18 protein-coding genes and 1 pseudogene are annotated in these 18,537 nt (G+C 56.1%); 14 read left to right on the top strand and 5 right to left on the bottom strand.

Translation table 11 applies throughout. The features are described 5' to 3' along the window. Window positions 1-71 precede the first annotated feature (71 nt). A complete protein-coding gene (gene ansP / locus E0L16_RS13795; RefSeq protein ID WP_063866638.1) occupies window positions 72-1,568 on the bottom strand; it encodes an L-asparagine permease in 1,497 nt (498 codons plus the stop codon). 405 nt (window positions 1,569-1,973) lie between these two features. Here ansP and E0L16_RS13790 point away from each other — a divergent pair, with 405 nt between their 5' ends. From E0L16_RS13790 to E0L16_RS13735, 11 genes and pseudogenes are all read left to right on the top strand, one after another. Next, window positions 1,974-2,513, top strand: coding sequence for a P-loop NTPase family protein (locus E0L16_RS13790; protein WP_131637165.1), 540 nt, complete (start codon window positions 1,974-1,976; stop codon window positions 2,511-2,513). 109 nt (window positions 2,514-2,622) lie between these two features. Further along, window positions 2,623-3,624 (top strand): LLM class flavin-dependent oxidoreductase, encoded by a 1,002-nt coding sequence (locus E0L16_RS13785; RefSeq protein WP_131637164.1) that lies wholly within the window; start codon window positions 2,623-2,625, stop codon window positions 3,622-3,624. Next, window positions 3,621-4,742, top strand: coding sequence for an amidohydrolase (locus E0L16_RS13780; RefSeq protein ID WP_131637163.1), 1,122 nt, complete (start codon window positions 3,621-3,623; stop codon window positions 4,740-4,742). The genes E0L16_RS13785 and E0L16_RS13780 overlap by 4 nt, the downstream gene beginning before the upstream one ends. Before the next feature lie 16 nt (window positions 4,743-4,758). Further along, a pseudogene (locus tag E0L16_RS22230) lies at window positions 4,759-7,022 on the top strand (NtaA/DmoA family FMN-dependent monooxygenase). Window positions 7,023-7,031: 9 nt separating this feature from the next. Further along, on the top strand, window positions 7,032-7,541 hold the full coding sequence (locus tag E0L16_RS13765; RefSeq protein ID WP_131637160.1) for a GNAT family N-acetyltransferase: 510 nt from the start codon (window positions 7,032-7,034) through the stop codon (window positions 7,539-7,541). 9 nt (window positions 7,542-7,550) lie between these two features. Further along, a complete protein-coding gene (locus E0L16_RS13760; protein ID WP_131637159.1) occupies window positions 7,551-8,477 on the top strand; it encodes an amino acid ABC transporter permease in 927 nt (308 codons plus the stop codon). After that, on the top strand, window positions 8,461-9,234 hold the full coding sequence (locus E0L16_RS13755) for an amino acid ABC transporter ATP-binding protein (protein ID WP_131637158.1): 774 nt from the start codon (window positions 8,461-8,463) through the stop codon (window positions 9,232-9,234). Before E0L16_RS13760 ends, E0L16_RS13755 begins: the two co-directional genes overlap by 17 nt. Before the next feature lie 67 nt (window positions 9,235-9,301). Further along, on the top strand, window positions 9,302-9,922 hold the full coding sequence (locus E0L16_RS13750) for a glutathione S-transferase family protein (protein WP_131637157.1): 621 nt from the start codon (window positions 9,302-9,304) through the stop codon (window positions 9,920-9,922). Window positions 9,923-9,956: 34 nt separating this feature from the next. After that, window positions 9,957-10,187 carry a tautomerase PptA gene (pptA, locus tag E0L16_RS13745; protein ID WP_063866648.1) on the top strand — a complete coding sequence of 77 codons (231 nt, stop codon included), beginning with the start codon at window positions 9,957-9,959 and terminating at the stop codon, window positions 10,185-10,187. 185 nt (window positions 10,188-10,372) lie between these two features. Then, window positions 10,373-11,374 carry a Kdo(2)-lipid IV(A) acyltransferase gene (locus tag E0L16_RS13740; protein WP_131637156.1) on the top strand — a complete coding sequence of 334 codons (1,002 nt, stop codon included), beginning with the start codon at window positions 10,373-10,375 and terminating at the stop codon, window positions 11,372-11,374. 91 nt (window positions 11,375-11,465) lie between these two features. Continuing rightward, entirely contained in the window at window positions 11,466-12,101 is a 636-nt protein-coding gene (locus E0L16_RS13735) for an ECs1377 family protein (protein ID WP_063867068.1), read from the top strand. A gap of 141 nt (window positions 12,102-12,242) precedes the next feature. On the opposite strand, the gene E0L16_RS13730 is transcribed toward E0L16_RS13735, so the two are convergent. After that, window positions 12,243-12,719, bottom strand: coding sequence for a GNAT family N-acetyltransferase (locus E0L16_RS13730; RefSeq protein ID WP_131637155.1), 477 nt, complete (start codon window positions 12,717-12,719; stop codon window positions 12,243-12,245). Between the two features lie 85 nt (window positions 12,720-12,804). Here E0L16_RS13730 and E0L16_RS13725 point away from each other — a divergent pair, with 85 nt between their 5' ends. After that, complete coding sequence (locus tag E0L16_RS13725; protein WP_131637154.1) at window positions 12,805-13,737, top strand: LysR family transcriptional regulator; 933 nt, start codon at window positions 12,805-12,807, stop codon at window positions 13,735-13,737. On the opposite strand, the gene E0L16_RS13720 is transcribed toward E0L16_RS13725, so the two are convergent. Then, on the bottom strand, window positions 13,726-14,037 hold the full coding sequence (locus tag E0L16_RS13720) for an ArsR/SmtB family transcription factor (RefSeq protein ID WP_131637153.1): 312 nt from the start codon (window positions 14,035-14,037) through the stop codon (window positions 13,726-13,728). The two genes, E0L16_RS13725 and E0L16_RS13720, sit on opposite strands and share 12 nt — an antisense overlap. A gap of 161 nt (window positions 14,038-14,198) precedes the next feature. Between E0L16_RS13720 and fusA the strand changes: the two genes are divergently transcribed. After that, window positions 14,199-16,301 carry an elongation factor G gene (gene fusA, locus E0L16_RS13715; protein ID WP_131637152.1) on the top strand — a complete coding sequence of 701 codons (2,103 nt, stop codon included), beginning with the start codon at window positions 14,199-14,201 and terminating at the stop codon, window positions 16,299-16,301. Window positions 16,302-16,364: 63 nt separating this feature from the next. On the opposite strand, the gene E0L16_RS13710 is transcribed toward fusA, so the two are convergent. Both E0L16_RS13710 and E0L16_RS13705 read right to left on the bottom strand, forming a co-directional pair. After that, on the bottom strand, window positions 16,365-16,796 hold the full coding sequence (locus E0L16_RS13710) for a YqhG/Tai3 family protein (RefSeq protein WP_131637168.1): 432 nt from the start codon (window positions 16,794-16,796) through the stop codon (window positions 16,365-16,367). A 204-nt stretch (window positions 16,797-17,000) separates the two neighbouring features. Next, window positions 17,001-17,573, bottom strand: a complete 573-nt coding sequence (locus E0L16_RS13705; protein ID WP_131637151.1) for a flavin reductase family protein — start codon at window positions 17,571-17,573, stop codon at window positions 17,001-17,003. 105 nt (window positions 17,574-17,678) lie between these two features. On the opposite strand from E0L16_RS13705, the gene nhoA reads away from it, so the two are divergent. Further along, window positions 17,679-18,524 (top strand): N-hydroxyarylamine O-acetyltransferase, encoded by an 846-nt coding sequence (gene nhoA / locus E0L16_RS13700; RefSeq protein WP_131637150.1) that lies wholly within the window; start codon window positions 17,679-17,681, stop codon window positions 18,522-18,524. The last annotated feature ends 13 nt before the right edge of the window (window positions 18,525-18,537 follow it).

Raw genomic sequence — 18,537 nt, 5'->3', positions numbered from 1 at the left:
CTGCGCTTACCGGGCCTGAAAAACCAGGAAATGTAGGCCGGGTATGGCGAAGCCGCCACCCGGCTTTTTTATTAACGCGACGTCTCTTCCACCAGCGGACCGTCCTGTTTGCCCTCTTCAGGATGAACCGGTGCGGTACTGTGAATTTCGTTCACGCGTTTACGCACGCCAAACCAGCCGGCAATCAGCAACACCGCCAGCAGCGGGATCGTCGCGATGGTGTAAGTACCGTTCGGGTAGTCGAACGCCATCAGCACCAGCACGCTCAGCAGGAACAGCAGGGTAAGCCAGGAGGTCACCGGCGCGCCCGGCAGCTTGAAGCTGACGTCAGCCGCTTTCCCTTCTTTGATCGCCTTACGCAGACGCATCTGACACACCACGATAAAGGCCCAGGAGGCGATGATGCCCAGCGCGGCGACGTTCAGTACGATCTCAAACACCTGAGACGGAACCAGATAGTTCAGAAACACGCCGAAGACGTACACCACCAGCGTGGCCAGAATACCCGCGTAAGGCACCTGCTGCTTGCTCATTTTCGACATAAACTTCGGCGCAGATCCGCCCATCGACATAGAGCGCAGAATACGGCCTGTTGAATAGAGGCCGGAGTTCAGGCTGGAGAGCGCAGCGGTCAATACCACGATGTTCATGATGCTGCCCACATACGGCACGCCCAGCTTAGAGAAGAAGGTCACAAACGGACTTTGACCCGCCTGGTACGCGTTCCATGGCAGCAGCAGTACAAGCAGCACCACGGAGCCAACGTAGAACAGGCCGATACGCCAGATTACGCTGTTGATCGCTTTTGGCACCATCGTCTGCGGATCTTTACATTCACCTGCCGCCGTACCGACCAGCTCAATGGAGGCAAAGGCGAACACCACGCCCTGCACCAGAACCAGGGCTGGCAGCAGGCCGTGCGGGAAGAAACCGCCGTTATCGGTTATCAGATGGAAGCCCGTAGCGTTGCCGTCCAGCGGTTTACCGGTGCCGAGGAATACGGTACCGACCACCAGGAAAATCACGATGGCCAACACTTTCACCAACGCGAACCAGAACTCCATCTCGGCGAACCACTTCACGCCGATCATGTTCATGGTCCCGACAATCGCCAGCGCGCCCAGAGCGAACACCCACTGTGGCACATCGCCAAACGCGCCCCAGTAGTGCATGTACAGCGCGACGGCGGTGATATCGACGATGCCTGTCATGGCCCAGTTTACGAAGTACATCCAGCCTGCGACATACGCGGCTTTTTCACCGAGAAACTCACGGGCGTAAGAGACAAAGCTGCCGCTGGAAGGGCGGTGAAGCACCAGCTCGCCCAGGGCACGAAGAATGAAGAAAGAGAAGATCCCGCACACCAGATAGACCAGCGCGAGAGCGGGGCCAGCCATTTGCAGACGTGCGCCTGCACCTAAAAACAGACCCGTACCGATAGCGCCGCCGATGGCGATCATCTGCACCTGACGGTTGCCCATCGCCTTGTGATAGCCCTCTTCGTGAGAGTTCAACCAGCGACGTTTCGCAGCATGATGATCGGCTGCGCTTTTATTGCTTGTTTTCATTGAGTTACCTGTTTGCCTGTCTGAACCATTAACGTGATAGTCCTGCCTGGCAGAGGCCGAAACAAACGATTGCTTCTGCGCAGACACATGCTGCCTTTCCAATCATTCTGTGTATGGATAAGGCAAAACATGGCGAGGCATCCTACCCGCAATTGATAAGCGACGCAAAATATAACCGTGTCGAAAGTGATGCATGTCGAAGGAAATCGTGTGGTCAGAGCAGACGGGGATCGCAATGCGCTGAATCGTGGCGCTTTTTTAGGCAAAAAGGCCGGTGAACGCTGATTAATCCATCAGGTTTACTTGATAATTACTGCCAGGTAGAGATTATGAATGCCGCAGGGCTTCAATGAGCAATTTATAGGCGATAATGTCGATTACGACACTGGAAGACGGTACGGAACGGTGAAAATCAATATTATAGGCACCAGCGGAAGTGGGAAAAGCACGTTTGGCAGGCAAATCGCTGAGGTGCTGGCTATCCCTTACATCGAGATGGACAGGCTTTACTGGCGAGCCAACTGGCAGGGAACGCCGGATGATGAGTTTCTCGTAACGCTGGAAAAGATGCTCGCCGCCTCGCCTGACTGGGTCTTAGATGGGAATTACAACCGCACTCGCGACGTAAAGTGGCGCGATGTTGATCTGGTGGTGTGGATCGATCGTGGGTTTAGCCGCACGCTCTGGCAGGCGGTGACGCGCGCCTTCAGACGCGCCTGGCACAAACAGGAACTCTGGCCCGGCACTGGGAACCGTGAAAGCTTTCGTCGATCGTTCTTTAGCAAGGACTCTATCATCATCTGGACGATCAAAACCTGGCGCAGCAATCGCAAACGTTATAAAGCGGATATGCTAAACCCGCAATACGAACACATTCGCTTTCTCCGCATCACCCGACAGCAGGAAGCGGAAACACTTATTACATCGCTCAAATCAAGCCGTTGACAGATCCTCTATTTCCGATTTCCGGCAATCCAAATGTAAATTAATTGTTTCTCAGAGGTGAAATCCGCCCTTAATAATGACGACATGTTAAGTCAAACGAGAACGCAACATGTCATGGCGAATCAGCATTCTGGATAAAAGCCCCGTCGCAGAACACGAAACCGCCGCCGATGCGCTGGCGCGTACCTTAACGCTGGCGCAGCAGGCGGAAACGTTGGGTTATCACCGCTTCTGGATTGCCGAACACCACAATACCCCGCAGCTTGCCAGCCCCTCGCCGGAACTGCTGATTGCCTGGATCCTCGGGCAAACAAAGCGTATTCGCGTGGGCTCAGGCGGCGTCATGCTGCAACATTACAGCCCCTATAAAGTCGCTGAAAACTTTAATGTACTGGCCGCCATCGCGCCGGGCCGGGTTGATCTGGGCGTCGGTAAAGCGCCCGGCGGTCTGCCGCTCTCTACCCGCGCGTTGCAGCACGGCCTTAATCCGCAGGAAAAAGGCAGCTTTGCGGAACAACTGACGCAGCTCGATCGATGGATCCGCCCTGACAATCAGTCAGCGGAGGAGACGGTTCGCGCCACGCCTCTGCCCCCGGTACCTGCCGAGGGGTTTCTGCTGGGTGCCAGCACCGAAAGCGCGCTGCTGGCGGCCTCCCTCGACTGGCATTTTGTCTTTGCCGCACACCTGAACGGTGACCCTGAGCTGCTGCGCGAGGTGGTCACAGCCTGGCGTCAACACAGCGTCCGGGAGGTGATGGTGGCCGTGCAGGTGATTGTTGCCCCAACCCAGGCCGAGGCCGACGCGCTGGCGCAAAATGTTGAAGTGTGGGGCGTGGCGCTGGCAAACGGGCAGCGCGTTACCGTGGCGAGCGAAGAACAGGCCTACGCCTTTGCGCGGCAGGCGGGCAGTGAACCGGTGCGCATCGCGCGTCGGGCGCAGTCTCTTCTGGCCGGAACGGCGGAGTCGGTGCTTGAACAGCTCAATGCGCTGCATCAGCAGTGGGGCATTGACGAATTTATCATCGACACGCCGGTCGCTGACGGCGCAACGCGCGTGCAGTCCCTGCGACTGCTGGCCGAGGTACGTCTTAACAGGGAGGTTACGGTATGAACTTCAGCGAACAACTGATTGCCTGGCGCCGGGAACTGCACCAGAACCCTGAACTGTCCGGTCAGGAGGTTGAAACAACGGCCCGCCTGCGCAAGTGGCTGACGGCGGCCGGGATTGCCCCGCTGGATTACGATCTTCAGACCGGGCTGGTTGCGGAGATAGGTCAAGGCAAGGCACTGATTGCGCTGCGCGCCGATATCGACGCGTTACCTATCGACGAGCGCAGCGGAGTGTCTTTCAGCTCCCGGCATGCAGGAGTGATGCACGCCTGCGGTCACGACGTTCACACCAGCGTGATCCTCGGTGCCGCGTTAAAGCTGAAGGAGCGGGAAGCCTCGCTCAATGGTCGCGTGCGGATCCTGTTCCAGCCTGCGGAAGAAAATTTCGGCGGAGCGAAAAGCATGGTGCGGGCCGGGGCGTTACGCGACGTACGCGCGATTTTCGGGATGCATAACGAGCCGTCACTGTCGGTTGGTGAATTTGCCACGCGCGGCGGCCCGTTCTATGCCAACGTCGATCGCTTCGTTATTCACATCACCGGTAAAGGCGCGCATGCCGCACGCCCCCATGAAGGTAACGACGCCATCGTGCTGGCAAGCCAGCTGGTGACCGCGCTGCAAAGCGTCGCCAGCCGTAACGTTAATACGCTGGATTCAGTCGTGCTGAGCGTGACGCGCATCGCCGGCGGGAATACCTGGAACGTGCTGCCGGAAAGCGTTGAGCTGGAGGGCACGCTGCGCACGCACCGCACGGAAGTGCAGCAGAACGTAAAGGCACGCGTCGGTGAAATCGCTGCCGGATTTGCCAGCGCCTTTAGCGCGCAGATCAACATCACCTGGTACGCCGGACCCACCGCGCTGGTGAACGACGAGCATTGGGCCGGGTTTGCCACCTCGGTCGCGCGCGAGGCGGGGTATGAAACCCGTCATGCTGAACTGCACATGGGCGGAGAAGATTTTGCGGTCTATCTGCAAAACGTTCCCGGCGCGTTTGTCAGCATTGGCAGCAACAGCCCGTTTGGTTTACATCACCCGGCATTTAACCCTGACGAAGCATTAATTGAACCCGCTGCCCGCTATTTTGCACAGCTCGCGGAAAAAGCCCTGCAACACGTTTGATTTATTTGAGGTGAATATGTCTGCACATCGTCAATTGCGGCTGGGGACCATTTTGCATGGTGCATCCGGAAATATGTCTGCCTGGCGTCATCCGGCGGCCGTCGCGGATGCCAGTATAAATTTTGATTTCGTCAAAGAAACGGCATTAAAAGCGGAAGAGGGCAAGCTCGACTTTATCTTCGTTGCTGACGGTCTTTATATTAACGAGAAATCCATTCCGCATTTTTTAAACCGTTTTGAGCCGCTGACGGTGTTGTCCGCGCTGGCAAGCGTCACTTCGCGCCTGGGGCTGGTCGGCACGTTGTCCACCTCCTACAGCGAGCCTTTCACCGTTGCGCGTCAGTTTGCCAGCCTCGATCACCTGAGCAACGGTCGCGCGGGCTGGAACGTAGTGACCTCACCGCTGGAAGGATCGGCGAAGAATTTCTCCCGCGAAAAACACCCTGAGCATGCGCTGCGCTACCGCATTGCCGATGAGTATCTCGACGTGGTGAAAGGGCTGTGGGACTCCTGGGAAGGGGATGCCTTTATCCGCAATAAAGAGAGCGGACAGTTTTTTGACGCGTCGAAACTGCATACTTTGGATCACCACGGTGATTTCTTCCAGGTTTCCGGCCCGCTGAATATTGGCCGCACGCCGCAGGGACGTCCGATTGTCTTTCAGGCCGGCGCGTCCGACGACGGTAAAAAGCTGGCGGCAAAACACGCCGACGCCATCTTTACCCACCATGACACGCTGGAAGAAGCGCAGGCCTTTTACCGTGACGTCAAACGGCAGCTGGAAAGTCACGGTCGCCGCGCGGGTGATTTACATATATTCCAGGGCGTCAGCGTGATTGTCGGAAACGACGCCGATGACGTTGAAAACCAGTATCAAACCACGGCGGCACTGGTCTCCATTCATGATGCGCTGAACTATCTCGGGCGTTATTTCGAGCATCACGACTTCAGCCAGTATCCCCTCGACGCGCCGTTCCCGGATATTGGCGATTTAGGCAAAAACAGCTTTCGCAGCACCACCGATGACATCAAGCGTAACGCCCGTGAGCGCAACTTAACTCTGCGTCAGGTCGCGCTGGAAGCCGCATCGCCGCGCCCGCGTTTTGCCGGCACGCCGGAGCAGGTAGCCGATGGTTTACAGGCCTGGTTCGAGGAGAAGGCGGCAGACGGCTTCATCATTCAGGGCGGCACGCCGGATACCTTCCCGCGCTTTGTCGACCAGGTGGTGCCCGTTTTACAGGCGCGCGGCCTGTTCCGCACTGACTATCCCGGCACCACGCTGCGCGAAAGTCTGGGCTTAGACGAACCCAAAAATCAGTTCACACAACAATAAGAGAGAAAAACGCTATGCAGAAATCATCGCTTATTCTGGCGCTTGCGCTGGCCTTTACCCCTGCCGTCTGGGCAGAGAACGTCAATATTAACGGCACCGGCGTGAGCATTGAGGCTAATAAAACGCCGATCGACACCGCCAAAAACAGCGATGCGATCGCCCAGCTGCCGAAAGACTATCGCTTTGCCGTGCCGGGGAAATTTACCGTGGCGGTGGCGGGGCTGAATCAGCCGCCGCTGACGGTATTTTCCGACGACAACAAAACCCTGCTGGGGAGTGAGGTCGATATTGCGCGCCTGGTGGCGGACAGCCTCGGGCTCGAGCTGAACGTGGTTCCCACCTCCTGGGAGGACTGGCCGCTGGGGGTGGCATCCGGGAAATACGACGCGGCGATCAGCAACATCACCGTCACCAAAGCGCGCAAAGAGAAGTTCGACTTTGCCACCTATCGCAAGGATTCTCTTGGCTTTTACGTGAAATCCACCAGCCCGATCGTGTCGCTCCAGAAGGCGGAGGATATCGCCGGGCTGCGCATCATCGTTGGCTCCGGCACTAACCAGGAGGCGATCCTGCTGGCGTGGAACGAAGAGAACCTTAAAAAAGGGCTTAAGCCGTTTATCCCGGTCTACACCAAAGACGATGCGGCGCAAACCCTCGCGCTACAGTCAGGTCGTGCAGACGCCTATTTTGGCCCGAACGTGATCGGCGCCTGGAAAGCGGCGCTGACCGGTAAAACCAAACTGGTTGGCAGCGTCGACGGCGGCTGGCCGAAGGCGGCGCATATCGCGGTGACGCTGAAAAAAGGGAGCGGCCTGGTCGAACCGGTTCAAACCGCGCTTAACGGCGTAATTAAGAACGGAGATTACGACAAAGTGCTGAACCGCTGGGGAGAAAGCGTTGAGCGTATCCCCCGTTCCGAGGTTAACCCGGCTGGTCTGGGCGATTAAGGAGGCACTATGCGGGAACAATTTCGTGACGTTTCGCCGGAAGATAGCGATCTTCAGCCCATTATTAACGGTCTGTTCGGTGAATACGCCGCTCGTTACGGCGACTACTTTTCAAAGGATGCGGAAGTCGAGCTGACGGAGTGGTACCTGGCGCCGCAGGGGCTGTTTATCGTGCTGGAGCGCGATGGCGAAATCATCGCTACCGGCGCTTACAAGCCCTTCGACGAACGCACGGCAGAAATCAAACGTATCTGGACGAATAAAACGCTGCGCCAGCAGGGGCTGGCCGCGCGCGTGGTACAGGAGCTGGAGCGCAGGGCGATACTGGCGGGCTACAGCCACATATACCTCACTACCGGGTTTCGTCAGCCGGAGGCGGTACGGCTCTATCTCAGTCAGGGGTATCAGCCGCAGTTCGATCTCAACCGCGATCCGGAAGAGTACAGCCAGCCGCCGTTCGATGGTCGGCTGCGTTTCACCAAGACGCTGATCCGCGAAGCGCTCAGCAAAACCGCATAAGGAGCGACGATGAGTAACGTTGAAACCATAAAAGTGGTCCCCGCACGTTATCCGCTGCGCGCAGTCGGCGCTGCGGTGGCGCTGTTTGTGCTGGCGGTCGTGATTCAGTCCGTGGCCTTTAATCCCCGCTGGGAGTGGGCGGTATTTGCCCGCTGGTTCTTTGATCCGGTGATCCTCGAAGGCGTCGGTCAGACGCTGCTGCTCACGTTGATAGGCACCGTGCTGAGCGTGGTGATTGGCGGCATGCTGGCGCTGGCGCGGCTCTCGTCATCCTGGCTGTTGAGCAGCCTGGCATGGGGATACATTTGGCTTTTCCGCTCGCTGCCGCTGATCGTGGTGCTGATCGTTCTTTATAACTTCTCCTATCTCTACGACACGCTCTCTCTCGGCGTGCCTTTTACCGGCATTACCTGGGGCAGCGTTGAAACCATCAACGTGCTCGGGCAGTTTTCTACCGCCGTCGTGGGGCTGACGCTGGTGCAGAGCGCCTATACGGCGGAAATTATTCGCGGGGGCTTCCTTGGGGTCGATCACGGCCAGTATGAGGCGGCCGCCGCGCTTGGGCTGCCGGCGTGGCGTCGCACCGTGCGCATTATTCTTCCGCAGGCGCTGCGCACCATTTTGCCGTCCGGATTCAATGAAATCATCAGCCTCGCCAAAGGTACGGCGATGGTTTACGTGCTGGCGATGCCGGAGCTGTTCTACACGATCCAGATGATCTACAACCGTACGCAGGAGGTGATCCCGTTGCTGATGGTGGGAGCCGTCTGGTATCTGGTGATTACCACCGTCCTGTCTGCCATACAGCATATCGTTGAGCGTGGGCTCGCCCGCAGCGAGCGCCGCTCCGCCGTAAACCAGAATCGGGCAGCCAGCCGGACGCGTTCCGTTACCCCCTCTCCAGCACAGGAGCCTGTCCATGCAAGCCTCTCGTGAAGGACACATTTCTATTACCGGCGTCAGCAAGTTTTTTGGCCGACATAAAGCGCTCGATAACGTCACGCTTGAGATCCCGCCGGGTTCCGTCACGGTGATCCTCGGCCCATCCGGATCGGGGAAATCGACGCTGCTGCGTACCATTAATCATCTGGAGCGCGTAGACGAAGGCTTTATTCAGATTGACGGAGAGTACATTGGCTACCGCCGCCAGGGTGACAAACTGTACGAGCTTAAAGAGAAAGAGATCCTCAAACAGCGCGTTAACGTGGGCTACGTTTTTCAGAACTTCAACCTGTTTCCGCATCTTACGGTGCTGGAAAACCTGATTGAGGCGCCGATCGCGCATAAGAAACTCACCCGAAAGGCGGCCATCGAGAACGCATACAGCCTGCTGGATGTGGTCGGCCTGCGCGAAAAAGCCGATGCCTGGTCGCGTCACCTTTCCGGCGGCCAGCAGCAGCGCATCGCCATTGCCCGCGCGCTGGCGCTGCGCCCCCGCGTGATGCTGTTTGATGAGCCCACCTCGGCGCTTGACCCGGAACTGGTTGGTGAAGTGCTGGACGTGATTAAAAAGCTGGCCCGTTCCGGCACCACGCTGGTGGTGGTTACCCATGAGATCGGCTTTGCCCGGGAAGTGGCGGACCAGGTGGTGTTTATGGTTGACGGAAAAATTGTGGAGCAGGGCAGCAGCGACGACGTGTTAAACCGACCGTCGCATCCACGAACGCGCCAGTTTTTGTCGAAAGTATTGTAGTTTTCCCGCCTGGGATAACCTGGTCATGCTGCTCTACACTTAGGGTTTTCATCCCTGAGGGGGCAACATGATCAAACTCTATGGCGTACCCGGCTGGGGATCGGCAATCGGTGAAGTGATGCTGACTCTGGCAGACATCCCGTATCAGTTCGTCAACGTGGACGGGTTTGACCAGCCCGGCCCGCAGCGCGAACTGCTGTTAAAACTGAACCCGCTGTGCCAGGTGCCGACGCTGGAGCTGGAAAACGGGACGATCGTGACGGAAACTGCGGCGATTGCCCTGATGGTGCTCGACAGATGTCCCGATCTCGCGCCGCCCGTAGGGCAGGCCGAGCGCCAGCAGTTTCAGCGCCTGCTCATCTGGTTTGTGGCCAACGTCTATCCCACCGTTACGTATGCAGACTATCCGGAACGCTGGGTGCCTGATGCTCCCGAACAACTGAAGAAAAACTGCATTGAGTACCGAAAATCGCTCTATCTGTGGTTCGACACGCAACTCAGCGCCTCGCCTTTCGCTTTTGGCACACAGTTGACGCTGCTTGACGTCTATATTGCCGTCGCGCGTACCTGGGGGCCACGTCATGAGTGGTTTGCCACCAATACGCCCCATATCACCGCCATCGCGGATGCGGTTTGCGCGCTGCCGGAACTGCACAAGGTGCTAAAAGCTAACGACATAATCTGTTAACGTGGAACGCTCACCTATAAAAGGAGCCCTGCCCATGCCACATGTTGATATCAAATGTTTTCCACGCGATCTGAATGATGAACAAAAAACGGCGCTGGCGGCGGATATCGCCGAAGCGATCGCCCGTCATCTGAACAGCAAAGATCGCTCAATCTCCGTGGCGCTTCAGGAAGTTCAGGAAGCTGACTGGAAGGCGCAGGTCTGGGATACCGAGATCGGCCCGAAACTCGATAAGCTGATTAAGAAACCCGGCTATTCGATGTAACCCGCTTGCCGGGTGGTGCACTGTCACCCGGCGATCCCCGCCTTTATTTGCTATCGCAAAAATCGATAATAAAAACCATAACGATTCCGCTACAATTCTTCCTTCCGAACAATATTCGTTAAATCAGCAGGTAAGCACTGCAACTGCACCAGATTAAGTACAGATAGTAAAAGGATAATTTTTTCATGACAAAATTACCTCGGTTTTCACTCGCCTTTATTCATCCTCGTTACTGGTTCAGCTGGGCAGGCATCGCCGCACTCTGGTGTACGGTCCAGCTTCCCTATTCGCTTCTGTTAAAAGCAGGGCACGGACTCGGGCGTCTGGCCATGCGTCTGCTTCCACGCCGCGTGGAGATCGCCAGACGAAATCTTGAGCTTTGCTTTCCGGAGATGAAAGAGGATGCGCGCGAGCATTTACTCGAGCGTAATTTTGAATCGGTTGGAATGGGCGTCATCGAAACGGGGATAGCGTGGTTCTGGCCTGACTGGCGCGTGCGCAAACACTTTAGCGTGACCGGCTACGAACATATGGAACAGGCTCGGGCGCAAGGAAAGGGCGTGGTGCTTATTGGCATGCATTTTCTTACGCTCGAGCTGGGCGCGCGCATCTTCGGCATGCTCAACGCGGGTATTGGAGTGTATCGACCCAACAATAATGCACTGCTCGACTGGCTACAGACGCGCGGGCGCCTGCGTTCCAATAAAACCATGCTTGACCGCCATGACCTGAAGGGCATGATCCGCGCGCTGAAGCAAAATGAGATCCTGTGGTATGCCCCGGACCACGACTATGGCAAAGCGAATAGCGTGTTTGTGCCGTTTTTTGCCGTCCCGGACGCTGCCACTACGGCCGGGAGCTACATGCTGGTGAAAAGTGCCAGACCGGCCGTGATCCCGTTTGTACCACGCCGTAAAGCAGACGGTACAGGGTATGAGCTGATTATCCTGGAAGATATCAGCGATACGTTGCAGGGGGGCGATAAAGCGTCGGTGGCCACGCAGATGAACAGAGCGATTGAGCGCGCCGTGCTGATGGCACCCGAGCAATATATGTGGCTGCATCGCCGCTTCAAAACCCGCCCGGAAGGCCAGCCGGACCGCTATGCACGCAAAAAACAGGCCCGTTCTCCAGCAAGAACCTTCTCTGCCAGCGACATGTCGGACGAGTCGCGTATTCAGCAGTAGAAAAGGGGGGCGGATGCCGGTGCGCTCCGCCCTTTATAAAACCTGCGGCGCTGGATAGAATGACCGCATCCACATTGTCGGGATGCAAAACATGACCGGAAGAGTCGATTATCACCTCGAAAAATACCTCCTCACCGAAGCCGCCGAGCCGGAACGCCTGACGCGTCAGTGGGCGGAAGTGATGCGCGAATGCCATGACCAGAAATCAGGGGCCGAAGAGCGCCTGCGTCTCGCGCTGCTGAATGTGGATTACGTCACCAGCTTTGAGCTTCCCTTCCGGTTACTCCTCACCCGCGCCCCGCAGTTGATTGATGGGATCAGAAATGAGTTTCAACTCAGTCAAAAAAATGTCCTTTTCAACGGTAAACGCTTTGGCTGCGTCTACAGCCTTAAGCAGGATTTGAACGGCATTCCCGATGAGTTTACCTATCATCTTAAGACCCGTATTCAGCGAATCGATGCGGCAGGCGGTTCGGAAGTACCTTACCGGCACATTGCTCAGCAGGTGAAAGCTCCTCGCGAGCGCCTCAAGCTGGCGCTGGAAAATGGGCTTGCGGTCACGGCGCTTGACGGACTGTTCTGGTTTGGTATTCAGCGCATAGCCGCCGACGTGCAGCGGTTAAGAAAAACGGGTATGAGGATAGTGACGTCAGAGACTGAGGTGTTCGATACGCTGACGATGACAACCCGGCAGATCCCCGTCTACAGCCTGACTCAGCCGGGATGAACCTCGGTCACCGATCCTTCGAGTGCCTCAGAGAGGACGGAAAATGGCGGTAATTTCTTTCTCAGATATTCCGTGCTTCAGTAACGCTTACACTGACATTATGCCCCTGAGAAAGAGGGGCGTTTTCACACGATGGCTTCGTTAGTCAGCAAATGCCCGCAACGCATCCCCATCAAGGCGATAGCGTACCCATTCGGACTGCGGTAACGCGCCGATGCTTAAATAAAAATCAATGGCAGTCTGGTTCCAGTCAAGCACGCTCCATTCCAGCCGGCCGCAGTCACGTTCCACTGCGCATTGCGCGATATTTTTTAGCAGTGCTTTTCCCGCTCCCTTGTTGCGGTATTCCGGGGAAACATATAAATCTTCCATATAGATACCGTTGCGGCCAAGCCAGGTGGAGTAGCTGGTGAAAAAAACGGCATACCCCACCACGCGGCCAGCATATTCGGCGATCAGCGCTTCGGTTTTACTGTCTGCACCAAACAGCGTTTTGCGGATCTCGTCCGGGGTGGTGACCACTTCTTCTGGCGCTTTTTCATAGACCGCGAGTTCGTAAATCATATCGTAAATTGCCGCTGCATCTTCAGGTTGCGCCTGACGAATCGTAATGCTCATTCGTTTCCCTTTATTTCTGTTCGTAGTTGATGGGGGTAAGCATAAAGGCTAATGTCAGAAGAATTAAGTGCAATGAAATCAACCAATGATGAATATTATGCATCCGGCCTTAAGGCGCCTTGATTTAAACCTTCTGCCGGTTTTTGACGCGATTTATCGCCACAGTTCCGTTCGACTGGCGGCGGATGAGCTGGCGATGAGCACCTCGGCGCTCAGCCATGCTTTGTCACGGCTGCGTGTTTCGCTCAACGACCCGCTGTTTTACCGGGAGGGGCATCGAATGTGTCCCAGCGTCTATGCCACGCAGCTTGCGCCTGTTATTGCCTCGGCCCTGAAGGCTCTCGATGGGGAGCTCTCGCCGCAGCCGGAGTTTGATCCTGCTGTGAGTACAGCGTGTTTGCAGATCGCGATAACGGACTTTACTGCGTTCTGCATATTTCCTGCACTCATGAATGTACTTCAACATGAGGCGCCTGGCCTGCGTCTGGAATTACGTTATTTGCCGCACAGCCCAGCGTTGACGGAGTTACTGGCTGGAGAGGTGGATCTGGCCCTGGGATTCAGCACCGTCGAGGATCCCCGTTACCCGGAGCTGGAAGAGATTAGTTGGTTCGAAGATGAGTATGTGGTGATTAGCAATGCGAGCCGGATGGCACTGACGCTGGAGGATTATCTCGCCGCCCGGCATCTTGTGGTTACGCCGTGGAACGAGAAGCAGGGGGTGCTGGATTTGCAGCTTGAACGCATGGGCTATACCCGACACATTGCGATTAAAACCCCGTCCATGCTCAGCGCCCCGTTTGTTATTGCAGAAAGCGATCTGCTGATGGCATTACCCCGATTCGCCGCTCAAAAGCTACTGCCAGCCACCAATATCAAAATTTTTGACTTGCCGTTCCACATCAGTCCCTTTGAAGTAAAAATTTATTCGCATAAACGCAGCGGTAAACGAGGCGTCACGAACTGGCTAAAAGCGACACTGGGCGCGCTGGCTGAAGGCCTACAGTCAGAACGCTGATGATTTCGACTGTAACAGGATCGCCATCAGTCCCGGAAAGCGGGCGTCCAGATCCTCTCTTCTCAGTGAAATCATATTCTCGCGCCCCTGCGGGCGCTGCCAGATCACGCCGCTGTCGCGCAACACGCGCCAGTGGTGAGTCATGGTGGATTTCACCACGTCGTCCGGGCGCAGCGCGTTACAGCTCAGTTCGCTGCCGTCGGCCAGCTTTCGGACGATCGCTAATCGCAGCGGATTGCCGAGGGCGAACAGCACATTTTCCAGCAGTATTTGTTCAGGTTCCGGGTGGTTTGGGATCATCGTTTTCCTGCGTCTCGGGTCAGATTGAGCTATATCAACAATAGGTCAACCGTTAAAAAATAGTTCGATAATACTCGTACAATAGGACTATTATAACAAACGAACTCACACGCGACCATCCCGGTCGTCACAAACCAGCCTCAAAGACTTAAGGAAATATCATGCCCCGACCCATTCCACTCGAACGTTATCGCAACATCGGTATCTCCGCGCATATCGATGCCGGCAAAACCACCACTACCGAGCGCATCCTGTTTTACACCGGGATGAGCCACAAGCTGGGTGAAGTACACGATGGCGCGGCAACCACCGACTGGATGGCGCAGGAGCAGGAGCGCGGGATCACCATTACTTCGGCAGCGGTAAGCTGTTTCTGGCCCGGCATGGACAGAGGTTTTGAACCGCACCGCATCAATATTATTGATACTCCCGGGCACGTCGATTTTACCATTGAGGTGGAACGCTCCATGCGGGTACTCGACGGCGCGGTGATGGTGTACGACTCCGTCGGTGGCGTGCAGCCGCAGTCGGAAACCGTCTGGCGTCAGGCGAATAAATATCACGTCCCGCGGCTGGCATTCGTCAACAAAATGGACCGCCCGGGCGCAGATTTCTTCCGTGTGGTGCGGATGATGCAGGAGCGCCTGAAAGCCAATCCGGTGCCGATCGTGATTCCGGTGGGGGTGGAAGAACACTTCACCGGCGTGGTGGATCTCATCAAGATGCGCACCATCCTCTGGGACGATGCCACGCAGGGCATGGCGTTTAGCTACGCGCCGGTGCCGGACGATCTGCTGAGTACCGCTCAGGAGTGGCGAGAAAAAATGGTCTCAGCTGCGGCAGAAGCCAGTGATGCGCTGATGGACAAGTATCTGGAAACGGGCGATCTGGATGAAGCGGAAATTATCCAGGGGCTGCGCGTCCGGACCATCTCCGGTGAAATACAGCCGATGTTGTGCGGTAGCGCATTCAAGAACAAGGGCGTGCAGCGCATGCTTGACGCGGTGATTGAGCTGATGCCGTCTCCACTGGACGTACCCGCTATTGATGGGGTGGACGAAGACGGGCAGCACGCTGAGCGTCATCCAAGCGATGATGAACCGTTTTCGGCGCTGGCCTTCAAGCTGATGAGCGATCCGTACGTCGGCCAGCTGACCTTTATCCGCGTCTATTCCGGCATACTGCGTAAAGGCGACGCGGTGTACAACCCGGTGAAGGGCAAGAAAGAGCGTATCGGGCGCATTGTGCTGATGCATGCCAACGATCGCCATGAGGTAGACGAGTTGCGTGCAGGGGATATTGCAGCCTGTGTCGGGCTGAAAGACGTCACTACCGGCGACACGCTGACCGACCCGAACGCGGTGATCACCCTTGAGCGGATGGAGTTCCCGGATCCGGTCATTTCGCTTGCGATCGAGCCGAAAACCAAAGCCGATCAGGAGAAAATGGGGATCGCATTACAGCGCCTGGCGGCGGAGGACCCGTCGTTCCGCCTGCACACGGATGAGGAATCCGGCCAGACGATTATCTCCGGGATGGGCGAGCTGCATCTGGAAATCATCGTCGACCGCATGAAGCGCGAGTTTGGCGTCGAGGCGAACATTGGTCGTCCTCAGGTCACCTACCGTGAAACCCTGCGCAAAGCGGTGAAGGATATTGAAGGGAAATTTGTCCGACAGTCCGGCGGGAAAGGGCAGTACGGCCATGTGGTCCTGAGCCTCGAGCCGCTAGCGGCCGGGAGTGGTTTTGTGTTTGAAGATGCCACTAAAGGCGGCGTGGTGCCGCGCGAGTACATCCCGTCGGTGGAGAAAGGCTTGCGTGAAGCCATGAATACGGGTGTGCTGGCGGGCTATCCGGTTGTCGATGTGAAAGCGACCCTGACCTTTGGTTCGTACCACGATGTTGACTCCTCGGAGATGGCCTTCCGCATGGCGGCGATCCTCGGTTTTAAAGAGGGCGCAAGGCGGGCGGATCCGGTAATTCTTGAGCCGGTGATGCACGTTGAGGTGGAAACGCCGGAGGAATATGCCGGGAACATTATGGGCGATCTCTCCTCCCGTCGCGGCATGGTGCAGGGGATGGCAGAGCAGTATGGCAGCCAGATTATTCGCGCTGACGTCCCGCTGGCCGAGATGTTTGGCTATGCCACCACGCTGCGATCGATGTCCCAGGGGCGCGCAACGTATACGATGGAGTTCCACCATTTTGCGGAGGCTCCGCGAAATGTGGCGGATGAGATTATTGCGAAGCGCGTGAAGAGTTAATTAATTACACATGGTAGTCGGTAGGCTACCATGTGTTTTTTTACGACCCAGAGATTATCCATGTTACTTAATGAGTGTTGCCGAGCGGACTTTCCATTTCCCTTGTTCTTCAACAAGACAATCTGCAACAACGTGATCTTGCTTCATACCAAACGCGATATAGACGTTTGTGCAAACGGCGTCAAAATCAGAGTGCAGGACGGTTATCTGATTCCAGTCCTCATCCCAATCCTGTGATTTAATGAACATATCTGCATCGGGCATGTCTTTTTCGTTACTGTCACCTGAATACAACTCTTTTATTGCTGCGATTGTCCCCGAGGCAACATAGTCATTCATGATGTCTGGATTAAGTACGGGAGGTTTGCCCTGATTCAACTGAGCGATATACCATTGATTGAATTTAACCGCCGTTAGCCCCGGTGCATAGGTGCTTTCCGCGCCAACTAAGGGAGAAAGGATGAAAAGTAAAAAGAAGAGTGGCTTCGATGACATAGTGTGCCCAATTACCGATGCTTTTTGGTTGAGCATTTTATTTGGAATATAATATTTCGCCATTTCTATCCAGGACATTAATATTTCCTTAACGGGGAATTGCTAACTCAGCAACTCCAGAAATATCCTCCGTTCTACAACGCAGTGGTAAACATAAAATGCCATAGGTATTTGATATAATTGAAAAGGATATGATAGATAAACTCAATCCAGCGCCTTCACGATCTTCCCACTCGTCACAAACGTGCCCGCCCCCAGATGATGCAACGTATTCAGCTTATCCTCGTCAAACTGCCAGCGTCCGGCCACAAAAGCGCGCTCATCTGCTGCGGCGGAAACGACCTCCCCAAACAGGGTGTCATATTTTTCTGCCGCAGAGGTGACAGGTAATAACCGACACTCCATCCACGCCAGACATTTATCTTCTATAACCGGCAGGCCAAGCTCAGGACCAAAAATAACTGGGATACCGTAGCAGTTAAATTTATCCTCGTCGCGTCCGCTGACGCTGCCGACCGCGTAGGTCCAGTTCGCTGCCGCCACGCCCGGGATAACGATGCCGAATTTACCGCTGCGCTCGATCAGCTCTCGTGACCAGGCGCTTTTGTCCACCACAATCGCGATGCGCGGCGGTTCAAATTCCACCGGCATGGACCATGCGGCGGCCATAACGTTGCGTCTGTCTATCGTTTCATCCCGACTGGTAATAAGCACGGTGGGCCCGTGATTCAGAAGACGGCTGGCATGGCGTAATTCAACGGGGCGAAAGTGGCTCATAGGATCTCCTCATGTACACGATGAGTATGACGAAAAAGCACTTTTGCGCATATGCATAAGGGAAAATAGTTTATAAACAGGGAATATCCCATTCTGGAGCAGACCATGTCCCCATTTCTGAGTGCTTATTTCGCCCGCACGGGCTGGCAGCAGCCCGTACAGGTTGATATCGATACCCTGCGGGGGCTGCATTTACACCACAACTGTGCGATCCCGTTCGAAAATATCGACGTCGTTCTGCCGCGCGAAATCCATCTTGAAGATCAATATCTGGTCGACAAGCTGGTGACGGGGCGACGCGGGGGATATTGTTTCGAGCAAAACGGTCTGTTTGAGCGAGTACTGCGCGAAGTCGGGTTTACCGTGCGCAGCGTGCTGGGGCGGGTCGTGCTGGCAAATCCGTCCCAGATGCCGCCGCGCACGCATCGGCTGCTGCTGGTAGAGCTGAACGGCGAACGCTGGATCGCCGATGTGGGATTTGGCGGACAAACGTTGACGGCACCGATTCGTTTGATCGCCAACGAGGAGCAGGAAACCCCGCACGGCATGTACCGTCTTCTGAGCGAGGGTAACGACTGGGTATTACAGTTCTGCCATCACGAACACTGGCAGTCGATGTACCATTTTGACCTGGGGACGCAATACTTCAACGATTACGTGATGGGAAACTTCTGGTCGGCGCACTGGCCGCAATCCCATTTTCGTCATCATCTGCTGATGTGTCGCCACCTGCCGGACGGAGGTAAGCTGACGCTGACCAACTTCAACTTCACCCACTGGCAGAACGGTCACGTGGAGGAGCAGAGCCATTTGCCGGATGCACAGGCGCTGTATCAGCTGATGCAGGAACGCTTTGGGTTGGGCGTTGACGATCCGAAGCACGGCTTTACGCTGGCAGAACTAACGGCGGTGATGGCGGGGTTTGATACGCATCCGCAGGCGGGGAAATAGCCCGGTGGCGGCT

Origin of the sequence: Enterobacter quasihormaechei, assembly GCF_004331385.1 — a bacterium.
GTDB lineage: Bacteria > Pseudomonadota > Gammaproteobacteria > Enterobacterales > Enterobacteriaceae > Enterobacter > Enterobacter quasihormaechei.
The sequence above is the reverse complement of the archived record's forward strand: the minus strand, read 5'-3'. Positions and strand labels throughout refer to the sequence as shown.